Genomic DNA, 26,391 nt, shown 5'->3' with positions numbered 1-26,391 from the left:
GTGCCAATAAAGGATTATAAAACCAGTAACATGTCAGGGTAGGGCACTAAGGAATAAGTAAAATGGTTAGTTGTGTTTTTAGCTATAGTGTCATCTATATGACCCGTAAAAGGAGCAGATGAGTTATCCAGTAGCGTATTGATAGTTAACACCTCAGTGTTATGTTTTTTATACGGCTGATTAGAGACACTTGCTAACTGAATAACGGTTTTGTGTGCCATAAATATCTTCCTCTGTGGTTAACGTCATTATTTTCTTCTGGTACGCTTATCGTATCCGTATGTTTTTTGCTATTTTCAAGTCACTAACAAGGCGTTGTTCTTGTGTGAAAAACGCCTTGTTAGCAATTTCATTAATTAAGTGGTCTATTTTATACGTAGAGAAAAAAGGCAAAATACAAGGTCTTTATTTTAATAGCTCGTTGTAAAAGACAATGTGTACAAGACAATGTGCTCCGGCGTTGTCTAAATAAGCGACTTCCTTGTAGTAAGTTAGTCGCTATTGAATTAGTCAGTATTAAAACTACTGCGTGGCATTACCATTGGCGCGTCAGTTAGCCCGCCATTAACACCGTATATCTCACCAGTAATATAGCTAGCCGCAGGTGATGCTAAGAATAAGGCACAAGCAGCAATATCTTCAGGTTGGCCTAATCGTGCCATTGGCGTACGCTTAACGATGGCTTGTTCAATTTCATCACTCATGACGCCTTTTAAGGCATCAGTCAATGTTGAACCTACACTAATAGCGTTAACCCTTACCTTGGGGGCAAAATCTTGCGCTAAATTAAGCGTCATAAAATTCAATGCAGCTTTACCAATACCGTAACTAATAAAACCAGGTTGGGCTAGGTGTCCTGCAACGGATGAAATATTAACAATGGCTCCTTGCCCTGTTGTTTTTACCATTAATGGCGCACTAAGACGAGACATAGCAAAGGCAGTGCTGGTATTGAGTTTAAAGCAAGCCTCTAACTCCTCTTCTGTGGTCATTAGTGTTGGCTTTATCGCACCTGAGCCGCCGACGTTATTCACTAAAATATCAAGTCGGCCAAAGTGTTCAATAGTTTGTTCAAGCAAGGCTTGTCGTTGCTGTTCATCAAGCACATCACAAGCAACGGCTAATGCACGTCGACCACGTTGGCGTATTTGTGTTGCGGTATGTTCGATATCTTCGATAGTTCTGGCGGTAACTACGACATCGGCACCTGCATCGGCTAGTGCGATAGCTGTTGCAGCACCAATACCACGACCTGAGCCGGTTACTATGGCGACTTGGCCATCTAAGCGAAAGCGATCTAAAATATTAAGCATTTGTTATTCCTTAGGTAAGTTAGATTAAAATAATCCAAGTTATTATTATGTTTGCCGTAATGAGTGTCAGTATAGGTGTGCGTTACAGGCAAACTTCAAATAAACCTGCAGCGCCCATTCCTCCACCAATACACATACTGACGACCACATATTTAACACCACGACGCTTACCCTCAATAAGCGCATGACCGACCATACGAGCACCACTCATACCAAAGGGGTGACCAATAGCTATTGCGCCACCATTGACGTTAAGCTTATTATTATCAATAGCTAAATAATCGCGCGAGTAAATTAATTGACAGGCAAAGGCTTCATTAATTTCCCAAAGACCAATATCGTCAATCGATAATCCATGTTGTTTTAATAGCTTAGGAATAGCGTAAACCGGACCAATACCCATTTCATCGGGCTCACAACCGGCAACGGCCATGCCTCTAAATATCCCCATAGGCGATAAACCTTTTTGCGCCGCTAATTGTGAGTCCATCACCACACAAGCGGAGGCACCATCAGACAATTGGCTAGCATTACCAGCCGTAATGAACTCGCCTTGTTCAACAACACGACCATCTTTCCAAACAGGCTCTAGCGCCTGTAAACTTTCCAGTGTTGTTGAGGGGCGATTACCTTCATCTTTAGCTAATAATACCTCTTCAAAGCTTACTTCTTTGGTATCACGATTAAATATTGATTTAGTCGAGGCCATAGGGACTATTTCGTCAATGAACAAGCCATCTCGTTGCGCTGCAGCAATGCGTTGTTGGGATTGCAGGCTGTATTCATCTTGTGCTAAACGTGAAATGTTATAGCGCTTTGCTACCACTTCTGCTGTTTCAATCATTTGCATATAAGCATGTTGTGATTTTGACAACACCTTTTTTGAAATATTGCGATAGGTATTTTTGTGCTTGTTTTGCACCATAGAGATTGACTCAACACCACCAGCAACCACGGTATTCATTGAGCCAAGCATAATGTTTTGTGCGGCAAAAGCGATACTCATTAACCCAGAGGAACACTGACGATCTAGCGTCATGCCTGGTACTGAGTTTGGAAGTCCGGCAGCCGTTGCCGTTAACCGACCTAGGTTATAGCCTTGGGTACCTTGCTGTGCAGCACAACCAATGATCACATCATCAACTTCTGCACCTTCAATACCCGCGCGCTTGACGGCCTGCTCAACCGCATGACCTGATAGTGCCGGTGCTTCAGTATCATTAAAGGCACCACGAAAGGCTTTCCCCATTGGGGTTCTGGCGGTAGATACTATAACTGCTTCACGCATGATTATTCCTTACTTGTTAGAAGTGCATCGGCACTCACATGATTAATAGGTTGGTAGGCAATAATGGCGGAACATACCCGTTCTAGCTCAATGTTTCCTTCGCAAGTGGAACAGGTATAAACTTTGCCTTAAGCTCATTAACACTTATTGAGTGGGGTTGAACATCGACCATTTGAGGTAGGTAAGCTGATAAATAATGACGTTATGGAAAGTTAGCAGTGTGCAGCTGCTATTTCGCATGTGATTTGGGGATATAGTCTGCATTGATGTGGTTATTAAAATTAAATTTATATATCATCAAAAGTCGCCGGCTTATTCAAAGAGTATTTCCAGACAATGCACACTTTCGATGATCAACAAGCAGAGTTTATCTCTAAAAAATTTACAGGATTAGCTTTAGTAGGAGAAGAGTTGTCTGCAAAGGAATTTGACGACTGTACTTTTGAAGCATGTGATTTTACTGAGGCGACATTAAAAAATTGTAAATTTACTGATTGTCATTTTATTAATTGTAATTTGAGTTTGGTTAAATTGAACTATAGCCAATTTAGAGAGGTTGTTTTTGAAAAATGTAAATTAATTGGCGTTGACTGGACTAATGCTTATTGGCCAGGGTTGATGTTAACAGCGCCGATAAAGTTTATTCAATGTCTGCTTAATAATTCATCTTTCTTTAAACTAACGTTACCAGGATTCGTTATGGAGGAGTGTAAAGCTCATGGTGTTGATTTTAGGGAAGCTGATTTTTGTCAAGGCAACTTCACTTTTACCGACTTTACTCATAGCATGTTTGGTAACACTAATTTAAACGAGGCTAACTTTACCGATGCCACCCATTACTATATTGACGTTTACCAAAACCAGATTAAAAATGCCAAATTTTGTCGATTAGAAGCGGTTAGTTTACTTGAAAGTTTAGGGATTGAGCTAGTTGACTAGTTACTTAGTCATTCTTAATAAGATATTTTGTCAGTCTGGGCACTTAACTAAGTTAACGGACTATATGTTTTAATAATAACCCAAGGTGCGATACCTTTATGCATAATACTAACAGCGACGCTAGCGATGAGCATCGTCAAGTACTGAAAAAATTATCAGGGCATTTACGTAATATTATTGAGCAATCGATTGTGTTAAATGCACCTGATAAAGTAATAACTGATATTAATAAGCAACTCGCTACTATTGAAACCATCATGCAGCCTTATGTTACTGATAAAAGAGCGTTAGAGTATTACAACCCTAACGTTCGTGGTGATCTTAATGATATTCAGCCGTATAGCGCGGTAAGCGGGCATTATAATGCGTTGGCAGCACCAATCAAATTTGAGCAACAACAAGACAAGTTAATAGGACGTGTAAAGTATGGTCGCGCCTATGAGGGGCCTCCTAATTGCGTTCACGGCGCTATTATTGCGGGTGTTTATGATCAATTAATGGCTATAGCTGGCATGGCAACTGGGAAAGCAGGCCCTACCGCTTACCTTAATATTGATTATCACAAGCCAACACCATTATTTGAAGCGCTTGAATTTCAAGCATGGATAAGCTTAGAGCGAGATAATAAAATAATTGTTAAAGGGCAGTGCTTAGTGCAAGGCGAAGTTGTCACGTCTAGTGAAGCCTTATTTATTGTTAAAGCGCTTTTAAACAAGTAATTTAATCGTGCCAATTGATTACTTATCGTCAGTACTCAGGCTCATTAGCTCGCTAAATCCCTAAGCATTTACCGCTTGTCAATAAGGCTGTCGATGTAGTAAATTACAGGAGGTAATTTTCTAACATAAGGATATATGAAAGCCCAAATGACCAATATTGACTTTATCACTACTTTCACTAGTACCGCGTTAACTAGCATATTGTTAACTAGTACCGCGTTAACTAGCATATTGTTAACTAGCACCGTTTTAACTAACGCAGCCTTGAGCCGAGCAGCGTTAACTAGTGCCATCAATAAACTTGTTTTAATGATTAAGTTAGATAGCAAATATGCTTGATAAATCAATATTCATACCGGTTACCTTTGCTTTTTCCCTAGTACTTTCTATCTATGGTTTGTTCTGGCTTGATGGGTATAGTGCACAAAAAAAACATACAGAAGTTCAAAAAGTTGCTGGTAGTTATGCCAGTCATATCAGAAGCGATCTTAACCAAGCCTTATCAGCTTCTTATCCTATAGGCGCGTTAATTCGTACTCAAAATGGTGATGTATCTGGTTTCACTGAATTAGCAACCGAAATGCTTTATTTATACCCAGGGCTTGCTGCATTGCAACTTCATCCCGATGGTATCCTCAAACACGTTGTACCGATGGAAGGTAATGAAAGTTCAATAGGTAATAACGTACTGCTTCACCCAGAAAGAACGAAAGAGGCGTTTCTTGCACGAGATACCGGTAAATTAACGCTGGCAGGTCCTTTTAATTTAATGCAAGGTGGTATGGGCGCAGCAGCACGTTTACCTATTTATTTAGACACTGAAGAAGGTAAGAGATTTTGGGGCTTTTCTACGGCATTAATTCGCTTTCCTGAGGTGTTAATTCCTATTGATTTACCTTCACTTGTTGAAGCGGGTATAGGTTATCAACTATCTCGACATGACCCTGATACGGGTGAAAAATTTGTGATTGCAAGCTCAAATACTGTACTCATTGATGATGCTGAAGAGTTTTATATTAGCATTCCTAATGGCTATTGGACCTTTAAAGCCTACCCGCTAGAAGGTTGGCGAGACTATTCCATACTCGTGTTAGGATTTTTTTTAGCGCTGCTATTTATCTCGTTAAGCACTTTTGCCTCTTTTTTATTAGTACGTTTACAGCTAAGTCATGCCCGCTTAGAAACAACCGTTAAAGAAAGAACGCAAGCGCTACAATATAATATAGAGCGACTCACAGAAAGTGAAAGACGATTAAGTTTAAGTCAGCAAGTGGGCGGTATTGGTACTTGGGAATGGAATATTAAAACCAATGTTGTTTGTTGGACTAAGCAGGTTTCAAAGCTTATTGCCAGTTCATCGGATCAGTTAAGTAGTAGTTATGAACATTATATAAAAAGCATTCATATTGATGACAGGGACGCTGTTATTGCCGCGATAGAAAAAAGTGTTGAATCAGGCGCACCGTATGATGTTGACCACCGCGTTGTTTTGCCCAATGGTAATATACATTGGCTTAATCAAAAAGGCAGTGTACTTCGTGATGATAACGGCGTTGCAACGACCATGCTTGGGGTCGCAATTGATATTACCGAGCGAAAATTAGCAGAAGAACAATTAAAACTATCATCACAAGTTTTTAGAGATACCCATGAAGGTATTATTATAACCGATACCAATAACCGTATTGTTGATGTTAATCCTGCTTTTTGCCGCATTACTGGTTATAGCTATCAAGAGGCTATTGGTAAAAATCCCAATATGCTCAGCTCTAATAAACAAGATGCTTCAGTTTATAGTAATATGTGGCAAGAAATTGATAAAAAAGGTCATTGGCAGGGCGAAGTATGGAACTGTAAAAAAGATGGTGAGCTTTACGCAGAATTACTGACTATTTCAGTGATAAAAAACGACAATGATGAGGTTGTTAATTATGTGGGGATGTTCACCGATATTACCCATAGTAAACGACAACAAGAACAGCTCAGTCGCATGGCGCATTATGACTTACTGACCAACTTACCTAACCGAGTGTTACTAGCCGATAGAATATCGCAAGCTATGTTGCAGTGTCGTCGCCATCAAAAATCATTGGCGGTAGTCTTTGTTGATTTAGATAGTTTTAAAAGCGTTAATGATGCTTACGGTCATAGTGTTGGCGATGAATTACTGATTGCCTTGTCAGAGCGTATACATGGCGTATTACGAGAAGGTGATAGTTTAGCGCGCATTGGTGGTGATGAATTTGTTGCCGTATTAACGGACTTAACTAAAATAGAAGATTGCGAGCCCATACTTGAACGATTTTTAGAGGCTTCGTCAGCACCGGTTACGATAGGTAGTCTACTGTTAAATGTATCGGCGAGTATTGGGGTAACGTTTTATCCGCAAGATAATGCCGATGCGGACCAATTAATGCGTCATGCTGACCAAGCAATGTATATAGCGAAGGCTTCAGGTAAAAATTGTTATCATTTATTTGATACGGCTCAAGATGATGCCATTAAAGTACACCGAGAAAGTCTTGAGGCGATTCGTCATGCGTTAGATAATCATGAATTTGTACTGCACTATCAGCCTAAAGTTAATATGAAAACAGGCCGAGTCATTGGGGTTGAAGCACTTATTCGTTGGCAACATCCAGAACGCGGGTTGTTAGGACCATTTGAATTTTTACCTGCTATTGAAAACAACCCTATGATGATGGAAATAGGTGAGTGGGTTATTAGTACTGCATTAAAGCAAATTAGCCAATGGCAAACTCTTGAGGGTAACTTAGCGTTAAAGGTAAGTGTAAATATTGCCGCGATACAATTGCAACAGCCTAATTTTACTGAACGATTAACCACATTATTAGCGAGTCAGCCTGATGTGGCACCACACTATTTAGAGCTAGAAGTACTAGAAACAAGCGCCTTAAAAGACGTTAATAATGTTTCAAACACAATGATTGATTGCATTGCGTTAGGCGTGAGTTTTGCTTTAGATGATTTTGGTACAGGCTATTCTTCACTAACTTACCTTAGGCGCTTACCAGCAAACCTAATTAAGATAGATCAGAGCTTTGTACGAGACATGTTACATGATGCCGATGATTATGCCATTGTTGAAGGGGTGATAGCGTTAGCCAATTCATTTAAGCGAGAGGTGATTGCTGAAGGGGTAGAAACCATTGAGCATGGTACAGCGTTATTACAATTAGGCTGTAATTTAGCTCAAGGTTATGGTATTGCTCGTCCCATGCCAGGTGATGATATTCCAGCATGGATTGATGATTGGCAACCTGATGAAAATTGGAAGGCGTATACAAGAAGTAATGCGCAGTTAACGCGTAATATTAACGATTAATAATGCTTATATTTTCAACAGCTAAATAGCAACTAACGTGCTTTTTTATCAATAAATAATTAAAACCTACGGTGAAGTATGGATACAGTTAGATTAAAGCAATTATTGTGTCACCAACAAAAGATATTATCTAACATTGCATTAGGTACCCCGTTAAGTGATATTTTGACCGACATTTGTATTTCTATTGAAGATATTATTGATGATGGCTCAGCAAAATGTTCCATATTGTCATTAAAGGGCGATCAATTGTTTCACTGCGCTGCGCCTAATATAGATGCTCATTATTGCCAGCAGATAAATGGCGTAAAAATAAGTAAAAACGCCGGCTCATGTGGAACGGCAGCCTATCAAAAATCACGTGTGATTGTTGAAAATATAGCCAGCTCGCCTTTATGGAAAAACTTTAAAGAACTTGCTTTAGGTGCTGATCTTAGATCATGCTGGTCAACCCCTATTTTCTCTTCAAAGGCAAGTATTCTTGGTACTTTCGCTATCTACCACGCGGAGCCTAAAGTGCCTTCAACCCAAGACTTAGAGCTTATTGATCACTTTGTTCATTTTTCGAGTATCGCATTAGAAAAAAATGCCGAGTCACTTAAAATAGAGCAATTGATCATTGATTTACAACACAGTAATGAAAAATTTAAAGCGTTTACTGACGTGATGCCCGATTTAACGTTAATTTTAACAGAAGAGGGCGATTACACTGACATTTATGGTTCAGCGGATGAGTTGTTATATAACAGGCTAAGTCAACTGATGAATAAAAATATCAGACAGGTATTACCAGAAAAAGATTCAAAACCGATTATGGCGGTGATTGAGAAAACGCTAGCGACTAATAAAGTACAAAATTTTGAATATGAACTTGAAGTGCAAAGCGGTAAGGTTATTTTTGAAGGAAGAACAGCAGCCATTAAGCACTATCAATCAAATAACTTGTCCCAAAGGCACGTAATATGGATGGCTAGAGATGTTACGGCTAGAAGAATAGCCGAACAAGCAGTAGAACAATTAGCTTTTTTTGATCCATTAACTAACTTGCCCAATAGAAGAATGCTTAATGAGCGTTTAACAATGTGTGTAGAAAGAATAAAACGCAGTCATAAAACCGGTGCTTTATTATTCTTAGATTTAGATAAGTTTAAACGAATTAATGACTCTTTAGGTCACGGCGCTGGTGATAAATTACTTGTTGCTTTGTCTGAGCGTCTCAGCTCTGTCATCCGAACTTCTGATACCTTAGCGAGAGTTGGCGGTGATGAGTTTATTATATTATTAGAATATGTGGGTGAAGATAATAGCCAAGCTAGCGTAGAGTCTGAAAGAGTGGCTCAAAAAATACATGGCGTATTTAATGAAAAATTTGAGATAGAAGGGTTAGCATTTCAAGTAAGCTGCAGTATTGGTATTTGTTTAATCGATGATAATAACCCCGTAGCAGAAAACATATTAAAATATGCAGATACTGCAATGTACCGCTCTAAAAAGAAAGGGGGTAATGCTTATAGCTTTTACGAGCCTACATTACAAACGCTGCTAGAAAACCACATTGAACTTGAAATAGACATTGTTAGGGCAATTGCTGCTGATGAGTTTTGTACCTACTTTCAGCCTAAAACATGTGCGTTAGGCTATGTGGTTGGTGCTGAGGCATTAATCCGCTGGAATCATCCGACGAAAGGGCTGATCGTCCCCGCTGATTTTATAGCGATTGCTGAGCAATACGGATTGATTCAAGCCTTACAAAATATAGTACTACGCGATGTGTGTATTTTAATAGAGCAACTTACCGCCAGTCATGTTATTGATGATACTTTTAACGTTTCAATTAATATCAGCCAATGTCAGTTTAACTCAGCGAAGTTAAAGACTGAGTTATTAACTACTTTGAATGACTTTAGTATTTCAACATCCCAAATTAAGCTAGAAATTACTGAGTCGATGTTATCTGGTGATATAGATAATGCGATACAACAAATGCAAGAGCTAAAAGAGGATGGTTTTATATTATCAATAGATGATTTTGGTACAGGATACTCTTGTTTAACTCATTTAAGCGCGTTTCCAGTGAAAGAATTAAAGATTGATAAAAGTTTTATTGATAACGTTTTAGATGATGAGGCAGGGAAAAGTATTGTTAACACTATCATTAGTTTAGCAAAAAGCCTTAATATACCAGTGGTTGCTGAAGGGGTTGAATCGTTAGCACAACTTGAAGCGCTAAAAGCCATGAATATTGATTCAATTCAAGGTTATTTGATTGCTAAGCCTATGATGAAAGATGATTATGTTAAATGGCATAAACATAACCTGTTACAGCGTAGTTTAAGCGCTTAGTAGTGAAGTTAACTTAAACTTTAATTAACTTTAATTTAGCGTTAACCTCATTATTAGCAGTTCAATACGGGGCAATATTAGCTACGTTATTTTGTTTGGAAAGAATACGCCTTGTTTGCCAGTAATGTTTTTTCCAGTAACTATTCGTTAGCGAAGAGATAGTAACGCCCTGACTTGTTGAAGCATGTAAAAACTGCTTATCATTAATATAAATACCCACGTGACGAGTTTGCCCCTTTATTTTAAAAAACACCAGATCGCCAGTAATCATTGGTTGCTTATTCACGGCGGTACCAAGTAATACTTGCGATTTCGTTGTTCTTGGCAATCTATAAGGGGATATGACTTGATAGGCATGCTGAACAAAAGCGGAGCAATCAACGCCTGCTAATGAATTACCACCTAAGCGATAAGGCGTGCCTTGCCATTGTTGATATATAGCAAGTAATTTGGTTTGTCTGTCTTGTAAATTACGGTCAGTGATTGAGCTAAAATTTGGCGACTCTTTTTGATAGAAAGGCGACGATGTACAGCCTTGAATAACGATAGATACGCTTATCACCAATAACGTTATCAGATGTTTTTTTACTCTCGGTTTAGCTAACGGCCAAGCTGTTATCAAGCAAGGGGAATGTTTATCCATATTTATCCATAGGTGTCGTGCTATCACTGAAATTCTTTAAGCTAATAGCTAGTTTGACTAATGCTTACAAGGGAGTGTTATAGTAACCTTTAAGCCATTAGGCTGTCTGTTGTGCGCGACAATACTGCCTTGATGAAGCAATATGGCTTGTTGCGCTATGGCTAAGCCTAACCCAGTACCGCCACTACGTCTTTCCCTCCCATCGGCAACACGAAAAAAGGGGCTAAAGAGTTTTTCTAGCATATCAACTGGTACGCCAGAGCCTGTATCAGCGACGCTTAACAGTATTTTTTCATTGTGATTATTTAATTCTACGGTAACTACTTGGCCGCTTGGTGAGTATTTTACCGCGTTATTAATGACATTACTAATAGCACTAGCCAGTAGTTTACTATCAGCTAAAAGTGGGCAGTTAACGGTGGATATTAACTCAATCGTTACCTTTTTACTGCTAGCAAAGTATTGGCAATCGTCAATAACTTGTTCTACTAACGTATTGAGATCAATATCATCAGCGGTAAAAGCATTTTGATTATGCTCTAGTCTTGATAGCGTAAGCACATCGGCTATCATTTCGTCTAATCGTTCTACTTCGGTTTCACAGCGGCGTAAATGCTTTTGTTGCTCACTATCATTACCGATATTTTTTTCTGCTAAGGCAACCGCAAGTTGTAAACGCGTTAAGGGCGACCTTAATTCATGAGATACATCGGCTAATAAACGCTGGTGAGCGGTAATATTACTCTCTAATTGTTCAGCCATGTTGTTAAAACTACGAGCCAGTGCGCCAAATTCATCAGAGCGTTGAGCAAAACGGGTAATGCGGGTCGATAACTTGCCTTCCCCTATATTTTTACTGGCTTTTTGTATGGCAATTAACGGGTTGGTAAAGCTTTTAGCAAGCAACCAACAACATAAAAAACTTACCGCTAAGAGCATGAATATTCGTATCGCTATGGGCAGTTGATTAACCCAACTGACAATGCGTTTATGGTGTAGCTTACTGGCAATGAATAATTGCATAGGCTCGCCATTGATAGTGATGGTTTGAGAAGAGGTTACTTTGACAAAATCAAAATCAATACTAACGGGATTATCAAGCGAATGTTTTTTTAAATAGTCCCTGACTTCTGACCAGTAACGTCTTCTGGGGGTATAAATATTGTTGTTACGGATTTTTTTGATAAGTAAGTATTGCTGATGTGTGTGGAAAAACTCTTTTTGTAGGGCGTTTAGCTTGAGCTGTTGTTGACCCGCTAATTGTTGTCGGTATAAATTAAGTAACGCTAGTTGCTCAGTATCAGCTTGCTCTTGGGTAGGGCTGTGCCTAAATTGCATGGTAACAAGATAGCTAACCAGCACAGAGGTTAATATAACTAACCAAAAAGCAAAAAATAACTTTAAACTAATACCTAATGAAAACCTGTTAGGTTGCCTATCAGTTAATGTGACCATGGTTATTGCTCTCCTGCTAAAAAGACATAGCCAGCACCACGCACTGTTTTTATTTTATCGACAGGGTCAATAGCCAGCAGTTTTCTGCGAACATTACCAACATGGACATCAACGGTTCTATCATACAAACTGAGTTTACGTTGCAATACTTGCTCAGATATATCGGCTTTGCTAATAACTTCACCGTGGCGATCAAGCATATAAGTCAAGATTAAATATTCAGTCCCTGTTAAATCAAGTAAATGACCTCGACAGCTTATTTCACGGGTTGCTTGGTTAACGTTCACCTGATTAATCGCTAACTGATAGGTTGCTTTATTTAGTTGTGCTTTATTTTGTGCTTTTACAATAGATATACGTCTTAGTATCGCTTTAATACGCGCTAATAATTCTCTGTGTTTAAAGGGCTTGGCTAAATAGTCGTCAGCCCCTAATTCAAGTCCTAAAATACGATCATTATCATCGCCTTTAGCTGTTAACATTAAAATAGGGGTTTTATGATTACCTCCTAGCGCTTTTAATACCTCAAAACCATTTAATATTGGCATCATTACATCAAGTAAAATTAAATCAAAACATTCATCAGAGGCTTTTGCTAGCCCACTAGCGCCATCTAAACAAGAGGTTACTTTAAAATTTTCACTGGCAAGGTACTCCGTTAAGAGTTCAGCGAGTTCAGCGTCATCATCAATTAATAGAATATGTTTAGTTTGCATTTGAGAGGTTGTCATATAAGTGGTTGCCTAAGTACATTGCTTTATTTAGCCTTACTTTATCGGTTTACTAGCCGCTAGTTTACGTGATCTTCTTAAGCCATAGAACAACTTTACATAGCTTTACATAGCCTTGCACTGTTTTGCAAAAGACTCGATATACTGTGGTTGTCTTCAAAGCAAAAGCGATAACTTCGCTACTATCTATAAATATTTGCTGATATATAAAAGCCGTTAACAAGGAATAACCCAATGAAAATTAAATTAAAAACTTTAGCAATAGCAACGTCACTTTGTTCCGTATTAGTGTTAGCACCGTTAAGTTTTGCAGGTAGTGATAGCTCAAGTTATCACCGTGGTCATGACAAAGGCTATCATCAAATGACTGAAAGGAAGTTAGCTAAACTGACGCGTAGATTAGACTTATCAGAACAGCAACAAAACGAGATTAAAAAGCTAAATAGTGAAAATAAAGCAGAGATGGATGCATTAAAACCAGTGATGGATGATTTTCGTGAGCAAATGAGCATATTAATGTCAGCAGAGCGTTTTGATGAACAAGCTTTTATTGAATTACGTGTTAATAACCAAGCGACTTTTACTTCGATGGCATTGGCGAGAGCAAAAAATAAATTTGCCATAAAGAGTGTGTTAACCGAAACGCAATTAGCGACATATAACACAATGAAAAAGAAACGCTCCGATTCAAATAAACGTCATCATTGATAGAGATATTAATAGTAGGAAGAGCGCTAAATTGTCAATAATAAAAATGATACGCTCAGCGATAAAATAACCATAAAAAATCCGACCTAGTGTCGGATTTTTTATGGTGCTTGTTATACTCTGTGACTACTGCGTTTATTCACTCGGAATGACTTTACCAATATAAGGTAAGTGGCGATATTTTTGTGCATAATCGATACCCACTCCAACAACAAACTCATCTGGAATGGCAAAGCCAACCCACTTTACATCGACATCTTCTTCACGGCGAATCGGTTTATCTAATAAGGTACAAATTTGAATAGAGTTAGGGCCACGTAAATTTAAAATCTGTAATACTTTACTTAAGGTGTTACCGGTATCAATAATATCTTCTACTAATAATACATCTTTACCTTCAATATTATCATCAAGATCTTTTAAGATATGAACATCACGCGAGCTTTGCATGCTATTGCCGTAACTTGATGCCGTCATAAAGTCAACGCTATGATTAACGGTAATAGCTCTGGCTAAATCAGCCATGAAAACAAATGAACCACGCAATAAACCGACCATCACTAAATTATCGCTGTGTTGGTAATGTTCACTGATTTGTTGGCCTAGTTGTTCTACTCGTGCTTTAATTTCTTCTTCTGAGATCATAACCTCAATAGTATGTTTCATAGTGTTGGTTCTTGCTAGTTAGTGAATCTATCTTTGCTTAGTGTTGTGCTGTTATTGATTTTGACAAGGGCGCTACACGGAGGTGGCTTATGTAGAGAATGCAGCTGCGACTCTTTTGAGTAACTATTCTCTGTAATTAATACCTTGTTCCTAAGTCTTTTCATTCTCGTTGAGGGAAATAACTTAAGAGACTTGGTATATTCAGCGTTGTTTATTATAAAGGATACTGAGACAAAAAAAAGCCTTTGCTCGCAAAGGCTTTTTTGGAATTGCTAATACTATCGTTAATTTCACTTAGCTAAGTCAGTTTAATTTAGGTCTTTCATTGACTAATCAATACTATAGTTATATTAGCTAAGTGAGTTACGTAAAGCCTATTAGGTTAAGAAAATAAACTTAGCAATAAATAAAACTGTTAACGCCCAAACACCGTTAGATATTTGATTGGCTTTACCAGAACCGACTTTTAATACGGTGTAAGTAATAAAACCAAAAGCAATACCGTTAGCAATAGAGAAAGTAAACGCCATCATTACTGTAGTACAAACCGCAGGTGCGTACTCAGTTAAATCGTCCCAATCTAAACCACGAAGTGAGCTCATCATTAACATAGCCACATAAATAAGCGCACCATCAACAGCAAAGCCAGGTAACATTTGCGCTAGTGGTAGAAAAAACATGCCAGCTGCAAATAATAAACCAATGGTTACCGCAGTAAGTCCAGTGCGACCACCCACAGCAACACCTGCAGCAGACTCAACATAGGAAGTAACTGGCGGACAACCAAAGGCAGTGCCTAATACTGATGACATAGAATCAGCTTTTAACGACTTACTTAGCCCTTCAATTTTACCATTTTCGTCTTGTAAGTTAGCACGCTCGGCAACGCCCATTAAGGTACCTGCAGTATCAAAAATGTTAACAAACAAAAAAGTAACAATGACAGGAATTAATGCAACTTCAAACGCACCAACAATATCTGCTTTCCAGAAAATAGGCTCAAGTGCAGAAAATTCAGGTACCGCTAATAAGCCATTATACGTAACAAACCCAGAAGCGGGGGCAAATGATTTAGCCGCTTCAGCTACCACGAAAAAGTCAGTGGGTAGTAACCAGGTCATCGCAAAAGCAACGAAGGTAGTAACCGCTATACCAATTAATACTGCACCAAATACGTTACGGTAACTAAGAACAGAGATAAGTAAGAAACTTAAAAAGCCTAATGCTGGGGCTTCAGGACCAAAAGCACCAAAACCAAAATGAGTCATATCAGCTAAAGCAACCACATTATCAGGATCAGGAACAACAATACCGGTAAAGCGTAACCCGAGGAAGCCTAAGAATAAACCTACCCCTGCTGTCATGGCTAGTCGTAAACTTAAGGGAATGCTATCTAGCATCCATTCCCTCATTTTGGTGACACTCATTAAGACGAAGATAACACCCGAAAGGAATACCGCTCCTAAGGCTATTTGCCAACTGTAGCCCATACTACCGACCACTGAAAAGGTGAAAAAGGCGTTTAAGCCCATACCTGGTGCAAGACCAACAGGCCAGTTAGCATACATACCCATAAAGATGGTCGCAATAGCAGCGCCCAAACAGGTGGCTAGGAATAGTCCATCAAATGGCATGCCGGTTTTAGACATGATAATAGGATTTAAAAACATAACGTAAGACATGGTCACGAAGGTAGTAAGACCTGCCATGATCTCAGTTTTAACAGAGGTATTATGTTTTGTTAGTTTAAAAAGGCGCTCTAAAAGACTTGTGCCTTTTGTAGGGACTTCAGCTGTTTTCTCGCAAGATTGACTCGTTTTTTCCATAACTACAGTTCTCTCGTTGATTTATGTTCTAGGTCGTTTATTTATATTTTTTAAAGTTTGACCTGCTGGTAATAATTTTTAAAAATTTGGCCTTAGTTTTTTTGCTTTAATATCGATAACACCGATTATAGCAGCGGTTGTTAATGAAGTAGGTACTTTTAATGACCTATTTCTACGTACTAACCTATTAATACCTAAATAAAACACACATCAACAAGTAAAAAACGACGAAGTAAAATATCTTGTTAATACTATCAAGTGAAAATATAGCGAATAAAGTTAACGTTAAGTGGCACTCAGTTAAGCTTTTTTGAACGTTTTTTTAACGTAACTGATTCCCCATTAAACGCAGTCAACATTTTATTATCGTGTGCCAAATCACTTATTATAGTCATGAAAAATTTACAGGTATTAATATCCCTATTCTACGATTAGCGGCTTAATCCTATACTTAAAATAGAAAACTTGTCAATAGTGTCAAGAAATGGTTTTTTAGTATATAGTCCATTTATAGTCCACCGTAGACGTACTTTATTCTATGCAGTTGAGCTCATGTTAAATACAAGTTTAAGGCAATCTAATGTATTGATTTAAAATATATTATTAGTTTTTTGCTAAGGTAGCTAGAGCGAAACGAGAAATCAATGAGAATGAAATAAGGTATTATCAACCGAGTGGTACATCACCAACAAACCAACCATCAATAAATTAATTTAGGTAGCCATGCTTTTATTATCTCATTTTAATCGAAAAACCATCAAAGGTGACATTTTTGGTGCGCTAACATCAACAATCGTTGCCTTACCTTTTGCTTTAGCTTTCGGCGTTACTTCGGGAGCTGGTGCAAGTGCAGGTATTTATTGTGCCATTTTAACGGGGTTATTTGCCTCTTTATTTGGTGGTACCAACCAACAGATCTCAGGTCCTAATACGGGGTTAACTGTAGCTATGGTTGCCATCTTAACCAGTTTTGTTGCGCAGTCTCCAGAGAATGGTATTGCCGCGGCATTTACTGTAGTTAGCTTAGCGGGGCTATTTCAAATGTTGTTCGGCTTTTTTAAGTTGGGAAAATATTTTATTTTAGTGTCATACCCAGTCATTTCAGGTTTTACCTCCGGCATTGGCGTGTTGATTATTCTCTCTCAAATTGAACCTTTATTTGGACAGCCTCTACCTCAATTACAATGGTCATTAAGTGAGTTAACTAACACCTTAACCAGCACTAACACCTTATTAGGGCTAGCATGTTTATTAGTGCTTTTTGTCTGGCCACAAAAGCTTAGTCGTGTGGTGCCAGCGAGTATTATTGCGGTAGCAGGGGCGACAATGTTTTACGTTTTCTCAGGGGTAGATATGGAGGTTGTTGGCGCAATTTCTAGTGAATTACCTTCTTTTAATATGCCCGTTTGGGATAATGCCTTAGCCAGTGAAATGATTAACTCGGCGCTATTAATTGCGACGTTAAGTACTTTAGACTCCTTAATGACCTCATTAACCGTTGATAGTATTACTAACGAATTACATGATTCAGACCAAGAGTTAGTGGGCCAAGGTGTCGGTAATATTGTTGCCGGTTTATTTGGTGCATTGCCAGGTGGCGGCGCAACGATGCGCACGGTAACTAATTTAAGAGCCGGTGGTACTACGCCTTTATCAGGTATTCTTCACGCGCTGTTCATTTTAGCCATTGTTTTATGGGCAGGGGAGTACACCGCTTATATTCCCATTGCAGTGTTAGCGGCAATTTTGACACATGTTGGTATTAGTATTATCGATTGGAATTTTCTAAAAAGAATTCATCAAATACCGTTATTTAGTGTCGGCTTAATGATCTCGACTATGGTGATGTCAGTTGCCTTTGATTTAGTGACCGCGGTACTTATTGGTGTGTTCTTAGCGAATCTAGTGACTATTCGTCGTTTGTCAGAAATCCAGCTTGATAATATTAAATTATACACAGCTAAAAACGCTGAACATTTATCACCAGCTGAAATGGAGCTATTACAAGCTATGGATGACAGCGTCTTACTGCTTAATATCTCAGGACCAATTGGTTTTGGTGTGGCGCGCGGGTTAAAGCAAAGTGTTTCAGAGTCTGATCAAAATAAAGCGCTATTAATCGACTTAACCGACGCTAATTTTGTTGGTGTAACCAGTACTATTGCCATTGAAGAAATTATTATCAGTTATCAAAATCAGGGACGCGATATTTTATTATCAAGTGTTTGCGAACGGGTAAGAAACGATTTTAATAAACTCAAAGTACTTGATAGAATTGCGCCAAAGCATATTTTTGCGACTCGGTTAGAGGCGCTTACTTATTTGAAGAGTAATCAACCGATATAGCTATACCCCTAAAACGAGTAACTAAGCTAAAGCTCCTGATGGCGGGGGCTTTTTTGTTTAATCAGTCAAGGCTCAAAGCAAGATTATCAAAGGTAAGCGTGTTAATATGCTAACCACACATTACCTGATCAAATTTACGTTATTTTGCTAAGGTTATTATTGTAAAAAATTACGATAAAAAATTCGATTATGAGCACGCGATTATTAATATTTGCCAAGTACTTTCAATAAATAGTAATGGTCGTGGGTCGTGCTTTTAGTTTATAGCAATAGGTCATTATTGCGCCGATTCACGTATACAACACTGGACATTACTCAATGGAAATCAAAGTTAACTTTCTCGACAACCTCAGACTTGAAGCCAAGTTTGACGATTTTAGTGTCATCGCTGATCAACCTATTCGTTATAAAGGCGATGGTTCAGCACCGGGACCGTTTGATTATTTTTTAGCCTCGTCAGCGCTTTGTGCTGCTTATTTTGTCAAAGTGTATTGTAATGCACGTGATATTTCGACTGACAATATCAGGTTATCGCAAAATAATATCGTTGACCCTGAAGACCGATATAACCAAATTTTTCAAATTCAGGTGGAATTACCAGAAAGTATTTCTGATAAAGACCGCCAAGGTATTTTACGTTCGATAGAACGCTGTACCGTGAAAAAAGTCATTCAAACCGGACCTGAGTTTAAAGTTGATTTGGTTGAAAGCCTTGAAGAGGATGCTCAGGCTATGCTGATGCAGCAACCGGATGATAGTGCTAGTACTTTTATTTTAGGTAAAGATTTACCACTTGAAAAAACTATTGCCAATATGTCTGGTCTTTTGGCAGACCTTGGTATGAAAATTGAAATATCGTCATGGCGTAATATTGTTCCTAATGTGTGGTCACTGCATATTCGTGATGCTGCCTCGCCAATGTGTTTTACCAACGGTAAAGGCGCCACCAAAGAGAGTGCACTTGCTTCAGCATTAGGTGAATTTATTGAACGCCTTAACTGTAACTTCTTTTATAACGATCAGTTTTTTGGTACTGATATTGCCAATAGTGACTTTGTTCATTACCCCAATGAAAAGTGGTTCAAACCAGGTGCTAATGATGAATTACCAAATGGTATTTTAGATGACTACTGCTTAGCGCTTTATAATCCAGATGATGAACTACGTGGCTCAAACCTTATTGATACTAACTCAGGCATGAGCGAGCGTGGTATTTGTGCTATTCCTTATGTACGCCAATCTGATGGTGAAACGGTTTACTTTCCCTCAAACCTTATTGAGAATTTATTCTTAAGTAATGGCATGAGCGCGGGTAATAACTTGGCTGAAGCAAAAGTACAGTGTTTATCTGAAATTTTTGAACGCGCGGTGAAAAGAAAAATTATTACCGAAGAAATTATTTTACCTGACGTACCCAAAGACGTTATTGCTAAGTACCCGAGTATTTTAGCTGGTATTGAAGGTTTAGAAGCACAGGGTTTTCCTGTAGTAGTCAAAGATGCCTCGTTAGGCGGTCAATTTCCGGTAATGTGTGTCACCTTAATGAACCCAAAAACCGGTGGTGTTTTTGCCTCATTTGGCGCACACCCCAGTTTTGAAGTGGCATTAGAGCGTAGTTTAACTGAGTTATTGCAAGGGCGAAGCTTTGAAGGTTTAAATGACGTACCTAAACCAACCTTTAACACCATGGCAGTAACAGAGCCAGAAAATGCGGTTGATCACTTTATTGACTCTACAGGTGTTATTTCCTGGCGCTTCTTTAGTGATAAAAATGACTTTGATTTTGTTGAATGGGATTTTTCAGGCAGCAATGAACAAGAAAATGAAGGCTTAATGAGTATTCTCAAAGACCTAGACAAAGAAGTATATATTGCTGAATTTAATCAATTGGGCGCAACGGCTTGTCGTATTTTGGTTCCTGATTATTCAGAAGTGTATCCCGTTGAAGATCTTATTTGGGACAATACTAATAAGTCATTAGATTATCGTGAAGATATCTTAAACTTACATAGGTTAAGTGAAGAGCAATTAGTGGCCTTGGTTGAGCGACTAGAAGACAGTCAGCAAGATAACTACATTGATATTAGAACCTTAATTGGTATTGAGTTTGATGAGAACACCGTTTGGGGTCAGCTCACCATTCTTGAATTGAAGATTCTTATTTATTTAGCATTGGGCGCGCTAGAAGAAGCGATTGAATTAGTCGGTGAATTTTTACAATACAACGATAACACAGTAGAACGTGGTTTATTTTATCAAGCGGTTCATGCGGTGCTTGAAGTCACGTTAGATGAAGAGCTAGATCTTGACGATTACTTAGTTAATTTTAACCGTATGTTTGGCGCAGACAATATGGAACAAGTGGTTGGATCGGTATTTGGTGAGGTAAAATTCTATGGTTTAACCCCCACTAGCATGAAACTTGAAGGTTTAGATAAGCATTTAAGATTGATTGAAAGTTATAAAAAACTACATCAAGCACGTAAACTTGCTGCTCAAATGTAATCGTTTAACTCGTCTTGTTTACAGCGCTGTACTTTACAACAAAGAGCGGTATTAATAGATAAACAAGCTCAGATGACTCATTACAAGTTTAGGTAATAAGCCGGTATTTATTAAATAAGTACCGGCTTTTTCATTTTTATTATTACATTTCGGCATCTGAAATGTAATTTAAGGTTATTTCTAGATCTTTGTTTATCGTATCAATACACTATGCCTCAGTCTCAAACGAAGCAAATAGTTATCACTAAGTAACCACTATCACTAATAGTCGAGAACATAATAGTAACGTTTTTAGTGAACGTTTGAGCTAATTCAATTTTATAGGAATGTATTTATGACCATTATTCGTAAACGTAACAGTGAAAAAGTTAGCCGTATTGTCATTCACAACGACACTGTCTATTTATGTGGCCAAGTTGCTTTGGATGTAACCGAAGATATGGCCGGTCAAACTAAATCAGTTTTTGCACGTATCGACGAGCATTTAGCCGAAGCGGGCACAGATAACTCAAAAATATTATCAGCACTTATCCATGTTAAAGATAATAAAGACGTACCATTATTTAATGAGTTATGGAATGAGTGGCTACCTGCAGGTCAAGCGCCAGCGCGTTCATGTGTACAATCAACGATGGCGCGTGATGTGGTTTTAGTTGAAGTGACAATTACCGCAGCATTATAAATAGACAGATGACGTATTATTTACAAGTAAATTAACAACAGCTTTAAACTTTTACTTAACTGTCTATTTTAAGAAAAAAACCAATGTCTTTAGTTAACATTGGTTTTTTTTCGCCTTTCGAACGCTATGACTATCTTCTTATAAAATGCTAGAGTCATTTACGGTATCTGGCATCCATACCACCAAAGCAAGTGAAGGTATAACTTTATAGCCAACATGACCAGGTGAAAACTGTTGCAGATAATGACCTATCCTCATTACCTGAAAAAAGGTTCACAACTCAAACAAAACATCACTACGGATGATATATTTAACCCCGTCAGTAATAGGTAGCGAACTATGGATACAATGTAGAGGGTGCATGCCGTGAGGGAAACATAATATGCCGCCAGCAGGGGTTCTAATATCTACATTTTTAACCTTGTCATTGTTTGTTGCTGGTTGAGTCGAATCATCAGCATTGACTAAGAAGCGTGTTTCGCCACCGTGAAAGTTTTCAGTTAAGAAAATTAAAAATGTCATTTGGCTATAACGATCAGGGTAAGCATTAGTAATCAAATCATCATTAATAACACGACTACCCGGCCAAGACCCATCTGAGTGTGGTTTGAAGTAGTCCTTGGGGTTATAACGATAAAAACGAAAACGAGCATTGATCCCCAACGCTTTACTGCCAGCAAAAATAGCTTGTCTGTCATCCATTAAGTGCGCAATACGTTGCCAAATAATACCATCAGTTTGTTCATCAACTATCCACGTTAAGCTATCATTATGGCGAACACTGCGTGGCAGAGAAACCGCGGCATCAGGTAAAAAACCCAACTGTTCGCTAATACTAACTAGCTTTTCACACTCTTCTTTTGTCAATACGTTCAATAACTGAAAGGCTCCGGGCACTTGCGTTAACTCTTGTCGCTCAATATTGCTTACATCAACATGTTGGTTCAAGTTTGCAGGGTTTACCTTACGGTTACCCCATGCAGGTAACGCCGGATGCTCAGCTCCTGGCTCTAAAGCGGCAATAAAAAAATCATCTACTGTATCTATTTTTTGGTTCATATCTTTCTCTATATTTTATACCAATTCTATTAAATTTATTCCCAACTCAGCGCTATATTAGCGAGCTTAGAACAAGCAAAATTGGTTAAGTATAGTTAGTCTATATTTCATCAATTTTGTGCGGTTATCAGTTTGCTAATAAGCTCCCAAGGGCCAGTTTAAAAGGCTTATAGCCGGCGTTATTGATTTTGACAAGGGAATAACCATTCTCTGCAATCAATGCCTTGCCTCTAAGCCTTTTAATTCTGGCTGAGTGGGAAATAACTTAATAGACTTGGTATTACTTAGCAGTCATTAAAAATGACGGCTAAGTTTATGTTTCAATTATTTTTCAAGTGGCACTCAAGTTGCAATCAAATGGAATCAGCGACTTATTTATTGATAACTCTCACTTGAGAAAACTGGCGATGACCGGCAGCAGTACCATGAAAACCGAAACCACTTTGCTTAGCACCAACCCAAGGTCCAAGACCTCCAGCGCCCTTATTAATTGCCACCATGCCAGCTTGCATTTGCTCGGCAACATCATTTGCGCCAGCGCCACCAAATACCACAGCACCTAAGCCGTATGGGCTAGCGTTAGCTCTTTCAATGGCTTCAGACAAATGATTAAACCGACTAATAGCCACTACGGGCCCAAAAGTTTCATCTTGCTCTAACCTCATATTGGGCGTGATACCCGTCACAACAGTGGGTTGTATATAAGGTAATTCGTAATGAGGTTTACCGAGTAAAAACTTCGCGCCTTTAGCGTTAGCATCTTCTAATTGAGACAAAATATTAGCATGTTGCTTAGGGTTAACAATGGGTCCAATATTGACATTGTGTTGATCCCAAGGGCCTGCTTGATAGCGACGTGCTAAGGCAACCACTTTCTGCTCAAACTCATCGGCAATACGCTCATCAACATAAATACGCTCGGTAGATGTGCACATTTGACCGGTATTTTCAAAGGAGCTAGCGACGGCAAATTGAACCGCTTTATCTATATCCGCACTGGTCATAACGATAAGTGGATCATTCCCGCCCAACTCCATCACTAAACGCTTTAGCCCTGACGCGGCACTTGCCATAATATGCTTGCCTGCAGCGAGTGAACCGGTGAAAGCGACCATGTTAATGTCGGCATTAACCAAGGCTTTACCTGTTTGTGCATCACCATGTGCTATTTGTAATACATTTTCAGGTAATACCTGATTTAACGTGTTAACAAAAAGTTCAGCAACCAAAGGGGTTTCTTCTGAAGGTTTTAACACGACACTATTACCTGCAATAAGCGCCGGTAATAATAAATTATTCGCCATCGCCAGAGGATAATTCCACGGAGAAATAACAGCCACTACGCCTAAAGGGCGATATTGCATTTCACCCTCACGTCCCATTGATTCACTCTGTAGAGCTTGTGCTATTTCTTGAGCAAAATAGGCGGTGTTCTGAATAGTACCGCCCACTTCATAACTCGCTCTTCGATAATCTTTCCCCATTTCTTTACTGATCAATAATGTTAGCTCATCATCTACTACGGTAAGCCCTTCGTAAGCCTTAACTACTTGTTGTTGGCGTTCACCAAGAGATAAAGCAGACCAAGATTTTTGTGCATTCTTTGCCCGTAAAACAACCGCGGGCATCTCGGCTGGTTCAGTAATGGGCACATTGCCCAGCGGCTTTCTATTAATAGGATCATAAGAGGTGAGCGTTGACATAATATAGTTTCCTAAAATCGCATTAAACTAAGGTGAGTTTACATGCATCACAAAGTGAGAATTGGTTATATGGCTGTATTATGCTAGAGTGGTTGATTAAAGCAACTAGTATACTTTTAGTAACCACTATAATTACAATGTAAATAAAATGAAAAGTACAACAAAAACAAACAGTAGTGTAAAAAAAATAAATGTAGAAAGCTGTGAGCAACCTTGCCTCATTGAACGAGGTATGCGAGTTTTAGGAGGAAAATGGAAAGCGTCTATTCTCTGGCATCTAAAAGATGGCCCTGTACGTTTTAACGAATTATCTCGCATGCTAGGTGGTGCAAGTAAGAAAATGGTTGATCAACGACTGAAGGAATTAGAAGCACAAGGTTTAGTTACGCGAGAAGTGATTAGCGATCGCCCTATTGCTGTTGCCTATGACATAACAGACTTTGGCCGCACCGCATTAGATATTTTAGAGAGACTAAAAGAGTGGACTGAAGATAACAATATCTAACTATTGTGTTGAACATCACCTTTAAGAACTCTGTACCTAACTACCGATTAGAGGTTAGAGCATTCCATATAGGGCATATTGATTTTTAAATTTTGTATAAAGTGTACTCATTAAATACGTACACTTTATTCACAATAAATATTGGGTACACTGACGATTTTTATAGATATCTAACCCAAGGTAAACGTGTCCTCTGTTTAAAACGAGAAAACATTTTAGTAGGCCAATAAAGTAATATTGCCAGTAAAAAAGCAATCGCCCATACTTGCCAGACATCATCTACTCCCCAGTAATCGCCTTTAGTGGCACCAAACACATTAACTAATGCTCGATAAGACACTAACAGTACATATAAGTGAACAATGTAGAAAAACATTGGAGCTGAGCCAAAACGTTCTATCACCTTTGAGAATCTATTATTCACACCTTCCAGTGCGGCTAAAACAAGTAATGCAATGCCCAATGTGAAAAGTAAAAAATCAAGGGAAGGAGGGTACTTTGTATAATTAATAAAAGACTTAACAGAGGTGAGCCAATGGTTACTGGTTAACCAAGGGAGTGTTTCACCATAGATATTAAATCCCCTTAATACTAACAGTATTGCTATAGAGCCTATTCCAATAGTTATTAGTATTTTCTTCCTCTTATTAGCAGGCGTTGAGTGCGAGAAGATCGGTGCAATAAAATAGCCTAGTAAAATCACGCCAATCCATGGCAATAAAGGATATGAGGCTTTTACCTTGAAAGTATCGCTAACGTAAATAAGCCCTCTGTCGTGTAAAATGGTCCAGAGTGTATAACCTGCTTCTTGTGGCTGAAAACTTATAAATTCCAAGGCATTGTGACCAAAAACAATAGTAAACCCTAAAAAACCAATTAACCAATGCGGAAGCTTAGTGACAAAAGCGAGTGTGATCATACTCAAGCCAATTGCCCACATAACTTGTAAATAAAGCGCGTTGTAATCACCGAACCAAGAAAAATTGATTAATGTTACTTCAATAAAAATGATAAATAATCCACGTTTAAGTAAAAATTCTTGTGCTGAACGTTGAGGTTTATTTACAGGGTTAGCGTATAACCATGCGGAAAGCCCGGTTAAAAAAACAAAAACTGGCGCACAAAAGTGAGCGGTTATACGCGTAAAAAATAACTCTGTGCTTGTTGTATTAATATCCATTGGATCAGACACATTTTGATGATAATAAAAACGTTCTCGAACATGGTCTACTAACATCAATAACATAACTAGGCCTCTGAGAATGTCGATTGAGGCAAGTCGATTTTTATGTTGAGTAGTGTTGGCATCAACCACTGATATAACGGACTTCATTTTTATATTCGCACCTTATGCTTGTAATTAATCATGATTGAGAGAGTCTCAGATGGGGATTAATCGCAATAGTTGTAGTTATATTCGTTAAAATTGATATTTTAGTGTCATTTGATAATTTAAGGGGGGGACTGCTTCTTATAGTATGAAAGTGAAAGTATGAACGTGACCAGTACGCTTCATCTAGTAAATTATTAATATCAATTTAAGCGGTAATTATCTCATTTAATTGCATTGATGCAAACACCTTAACACTTACCTGCAAAGGGAATGGCATCACG

General features: G+C 38.5%; 20 protein-coding genes. 9 read left to right on the top strand and 11 right to left on the bottom strand.

The annotated features are described in order from the left end of the window. Positions 1–14 precede the first annotated feature (14 nt). From FCS21_RS05920 to FCS21_RS05910, 3 genes are all read right to left on the bottom strand, one after another. Entirely contained in the window at positions 15–221 is a 207-nt protein-coding gene (locus tag FCS21_RS05920) for a hypothetical protein (protein ID WP_138621381.1), read from the bottom strand. A gap of 285 nt (positions 222–506) precedes the next feature. Beyond that, the gene (locus FCS21_RS05915) at positions 507–1,313 is read right to left on the bottom strand and encodes an SDR family oxidoreductase (RefSeq protein ID WP_138621379.1); all 807 of its coding nucleotides are present in this window, start codon (positions 1,311–1,313) and stop codon (positions 507–509) included. An 82-nt stretch (positions 1,314–1,395) separates the two neighbouring features. Further along, entirely contained in the window at positions 1,396–2,601 is a 1,206-nt protein-coding gene (locus FCS21_RS05910) for an acetyl-CoA C-acyltransferase (RefSeq protein WP_138621377.1), read from the bottom strand. 336 nt (positions 2,602–2,937) lie between these two features. On the opposite strand from FCS21_RS05910, the gene FCS21_RS05905 reads away from it, so the two are divergent. The 4 genes from FCS21_RS05905 (at position 2,938) to FCS21_RS05890 (ending at position 9,948) form a co-directional block, all read left to right on the top strand. Further along, positions 2,938–3,540 carry a pentapeptide repeat-containing protein gene (locus tag FCS21_RS05905; RefSeq protein WP_138621376.1) on the top strand — a complete coding sequence of 201 codons (603 nt, stop codon included), beginning with the start codon at positions 2,938–2,940 and terminating at the stop codon, positions 3,538–3,540. Positions 3,541–3,638: 98 nt separating this feature from the next. Beyond that, a complete protein-coding gene (locus FCS21_RS05900) occupies positions 3,639–4,259 on the top strand; it encodes a PaaI family thioesterase (RefSeq protein WP_138621374.1) in 621 nt (206 codons plus the stop codon). Positions 4,260–4,590: 331 nt separating this feature from the next. Further along, complete coding sequence (locus tag FCS21_RS05895; protein WP_138621372.1) at positions 4,591–7,605, top strand: bifunctional diguanylate cyclase/phosphodiesterase; 3,015 nt, start codon at positions 4,591–4,593, stop codon at positions 7,603–7,605. A 78-nt stretch (positions 7,606–7,683) separates the two neighbouring features. After that, entirely contained in the window at positions 7,684–9,948 is a 2,265-nt protein-coding gene (locus tag FCS21_RS05890) for a sensor domain-containing phosphodiesterase (protein WP_138621370.1), read from the top strand. A gap of 61 nt (positions 9,949–10,009) precedes the next feature. On the opposite strand, the gene FCS21_RS05885 is transcribed toward FCS21_RS05890, so the two are convergent. Genes FCS21_RS05885 through FCS21_RS05875 form a run of 3 tightly spaced genes read right to left on the bottom strand, consistent with a single transcriptional unit; the run spans position 10,010 to position 12,777 of the window. Further along, the gene (locus FCS21_RS05885) at positions 10,010–10,591 is read right to left on the bottom strand and encodes an NlpC/P60 family protein (RefSeq protein WP_138621368.1); all 582 of its coding nucleotides are present in this window, start codon (positions 10,589–10,591) and stop codon (positions 10,010–10,012) included. Between the two features lie 57 nt (positions 10,592–10,648). Then, positions 10,649–12,046, bottom strand: a complete 1,398-nt coding sequence (locus FCS21_RS05880) for an ATP-binding protein (RefSeq protein WP_138621366.1) — start codon at positions 12,044–12,046, stop codon at positions 10,649–10,651. A 2-nt stretch (positions 12,047–12,048) separates the two neighbouring features. Beyond that, positions 12,049–12,777: a response regulator transcription factor gene (locus FCS21_RS05875; protein ID WP_171035641.1), complete on the bottom strand. Its 729-nt coding sequence runs from the start codon at positions 12,775–12,777 to the stop codon at positions 12,049–12,051. Between the two features lie 234 nt (positions 12,778–13,011). Here FCS21_RS05875 and FCS21_RS05870 point away from each other — a divergent pair, with 234 nt between their 5' ends. Further along, positions 13,012–13,485 (top strand): Spy/CpxP family protein refolding chaperone, encoded by a 474-nt coding sequence (locus FCS21_RS05870; protein WP_118056233.1) that lies wholly within the window; start codon positions 13,012–13,014, stop codon positions 13,483–13,485. A gap of 135 nt (positions 13,486–13,620) precedes the next feature. On the opposite strand, the gene hpt is transcribed toward FCS21_RS05870, so the two are convergent. Both hpt and FCS21_RS05860 read right to left on the bottom strand, forming a co-directional pair. Next, entirely contained in the window at positions 13,621–14,151 is a 531-nt protein-coding gene (gene hpt / locus FCS21_RS05865) for a hypoxanthine phosphoribosyltransferase (protein WP_138621364.1), read from the bottom strand. 377 nt (positions 14,152–14,528) lie between these two features. Further along, positions 14,529–15,977: an NCS2 family permease gene (locus FCS21_RS05860; protein WP_138621362.1), complete on the bottom strand. Its 1,449-nt coding sequence runs from the start codon at positions 15,975–15,977 to the stop codon at positions 14,529–14,531. Positions 15,978–16,700: 723 nt separating this feature from the next. Between FCS21_RS05860 and FCS21_RS05855 the strand changes: the two genes are divergently transcribed. From FCS21_RS05855 to FCS21_RS05845, 3 genes are all read left to right on the top strand, one after another. Continuing rightward, the gene (locus tag FCS21_RS05855; protein WP_138621360.1) at positions 16,701–18,323 is read left to right on the top strand and encodes a SulP family inorganic anion transporter; all 1,623 of its coding nucleotides are present in this window, start codon (positions 16,701–16,703) and stop codon (positions 18,321–18,323) included. Positions 18,324–18,641: 318 nt separating this feature from the next. Further along, positions 18,642–20,828, top strand: coding sequence for an OsmC domain/YcaO domain-containing protein (locus tag FCS21_RS05850; RefSeq protein ID WP_138621358.1), 2,187 nt, complete (start codon positions 18,642–18,644; stop codon positions 20,826–20,828). A 334-nt stretch (positions 20,829–21,162) separates the two neighbouring features. Beyond that, complete coding sequence (locus tag FCS21_RS05845) at positions 21,163–21,510, top strand: RidA family protein (protein ID WP_138621356.1); 348 nt, start codon at positions 21,163–21,165, stop codon at positions 21,508–21,510. Positions 21,511–21,783: 273 nt separating this feature from the next. Here the strand turns inward: FCS21_RS05845 and FCS21_RS05840 are convergent, their stop codons facing one another. Continuing rightward, a complete protein-coding gene (locus tag FCS21_RS05840; RefSeq protein ID WP_138621354.1) occupies positions 21,784–22,569 on the bottom strand; it encodes a 2OG-Fe(II) oxygenase family protein in 786 nt (261 codons plus the stop codon). 371 nt (positions 22,570–22,940) lie between these two features. Then, entirely contained in the window at positions 22,941–24,272 is a 1,332-nt protein-coding gene (locus tag FCS21_RS05835; RefSeq protein WP_138621352.1) for an aldehyde dehydrogenase family protein, read from the bottom strand. 148 nt (positions 24,273–24,420) lie between these two features. Here FCS21_RS05835 and FCS21_RS05830 point away from each other — a divergent pair, with 148 nt between their 5' ends. After that, a complete protein-coding gene (locus FCS21_RS05830; RefSeq protein WP_138621350.1) occupies positions 24,421–24,777 on the top strand; it encodes a winged helix-turn-helix transcriptional regulator in 357 nt (118 codons plus the stop codon). Positions 24,778–24,937: 160 nt separating this feature from the next. Here the strand turns inward: FCS21_RS05830 and FCS21_RS05825 are convergent, their stop codons facing one another. Next, positions 24,938–26,110, bottom strand: coding sequence for an acetyltransferase domain-containing protein (locus tag FCS21_RS05825; protein ID WP_138621348.1), 1,173 nt, complete (start codon positions 26,108–26,110; stop codon positions 24,938–24,940). Positions 26,111–26,391: the final 281 nt, after the last annotated feature.

The organism is Colwellia ponticola, assembly GCF_005885605.1.
In the GTDB taxonomy this organism is placed as follows: Bacteria; Pseudomonadota; Gammaproteobacteria; order Enterobacterales; family Alteromonadaceae; genus Colwellia; species Colwellia ponticola.
Note: the sequence above shows the minus strand (reverse complement) of the source record. Positions and strands in the feature narration are given on the sequence as shown.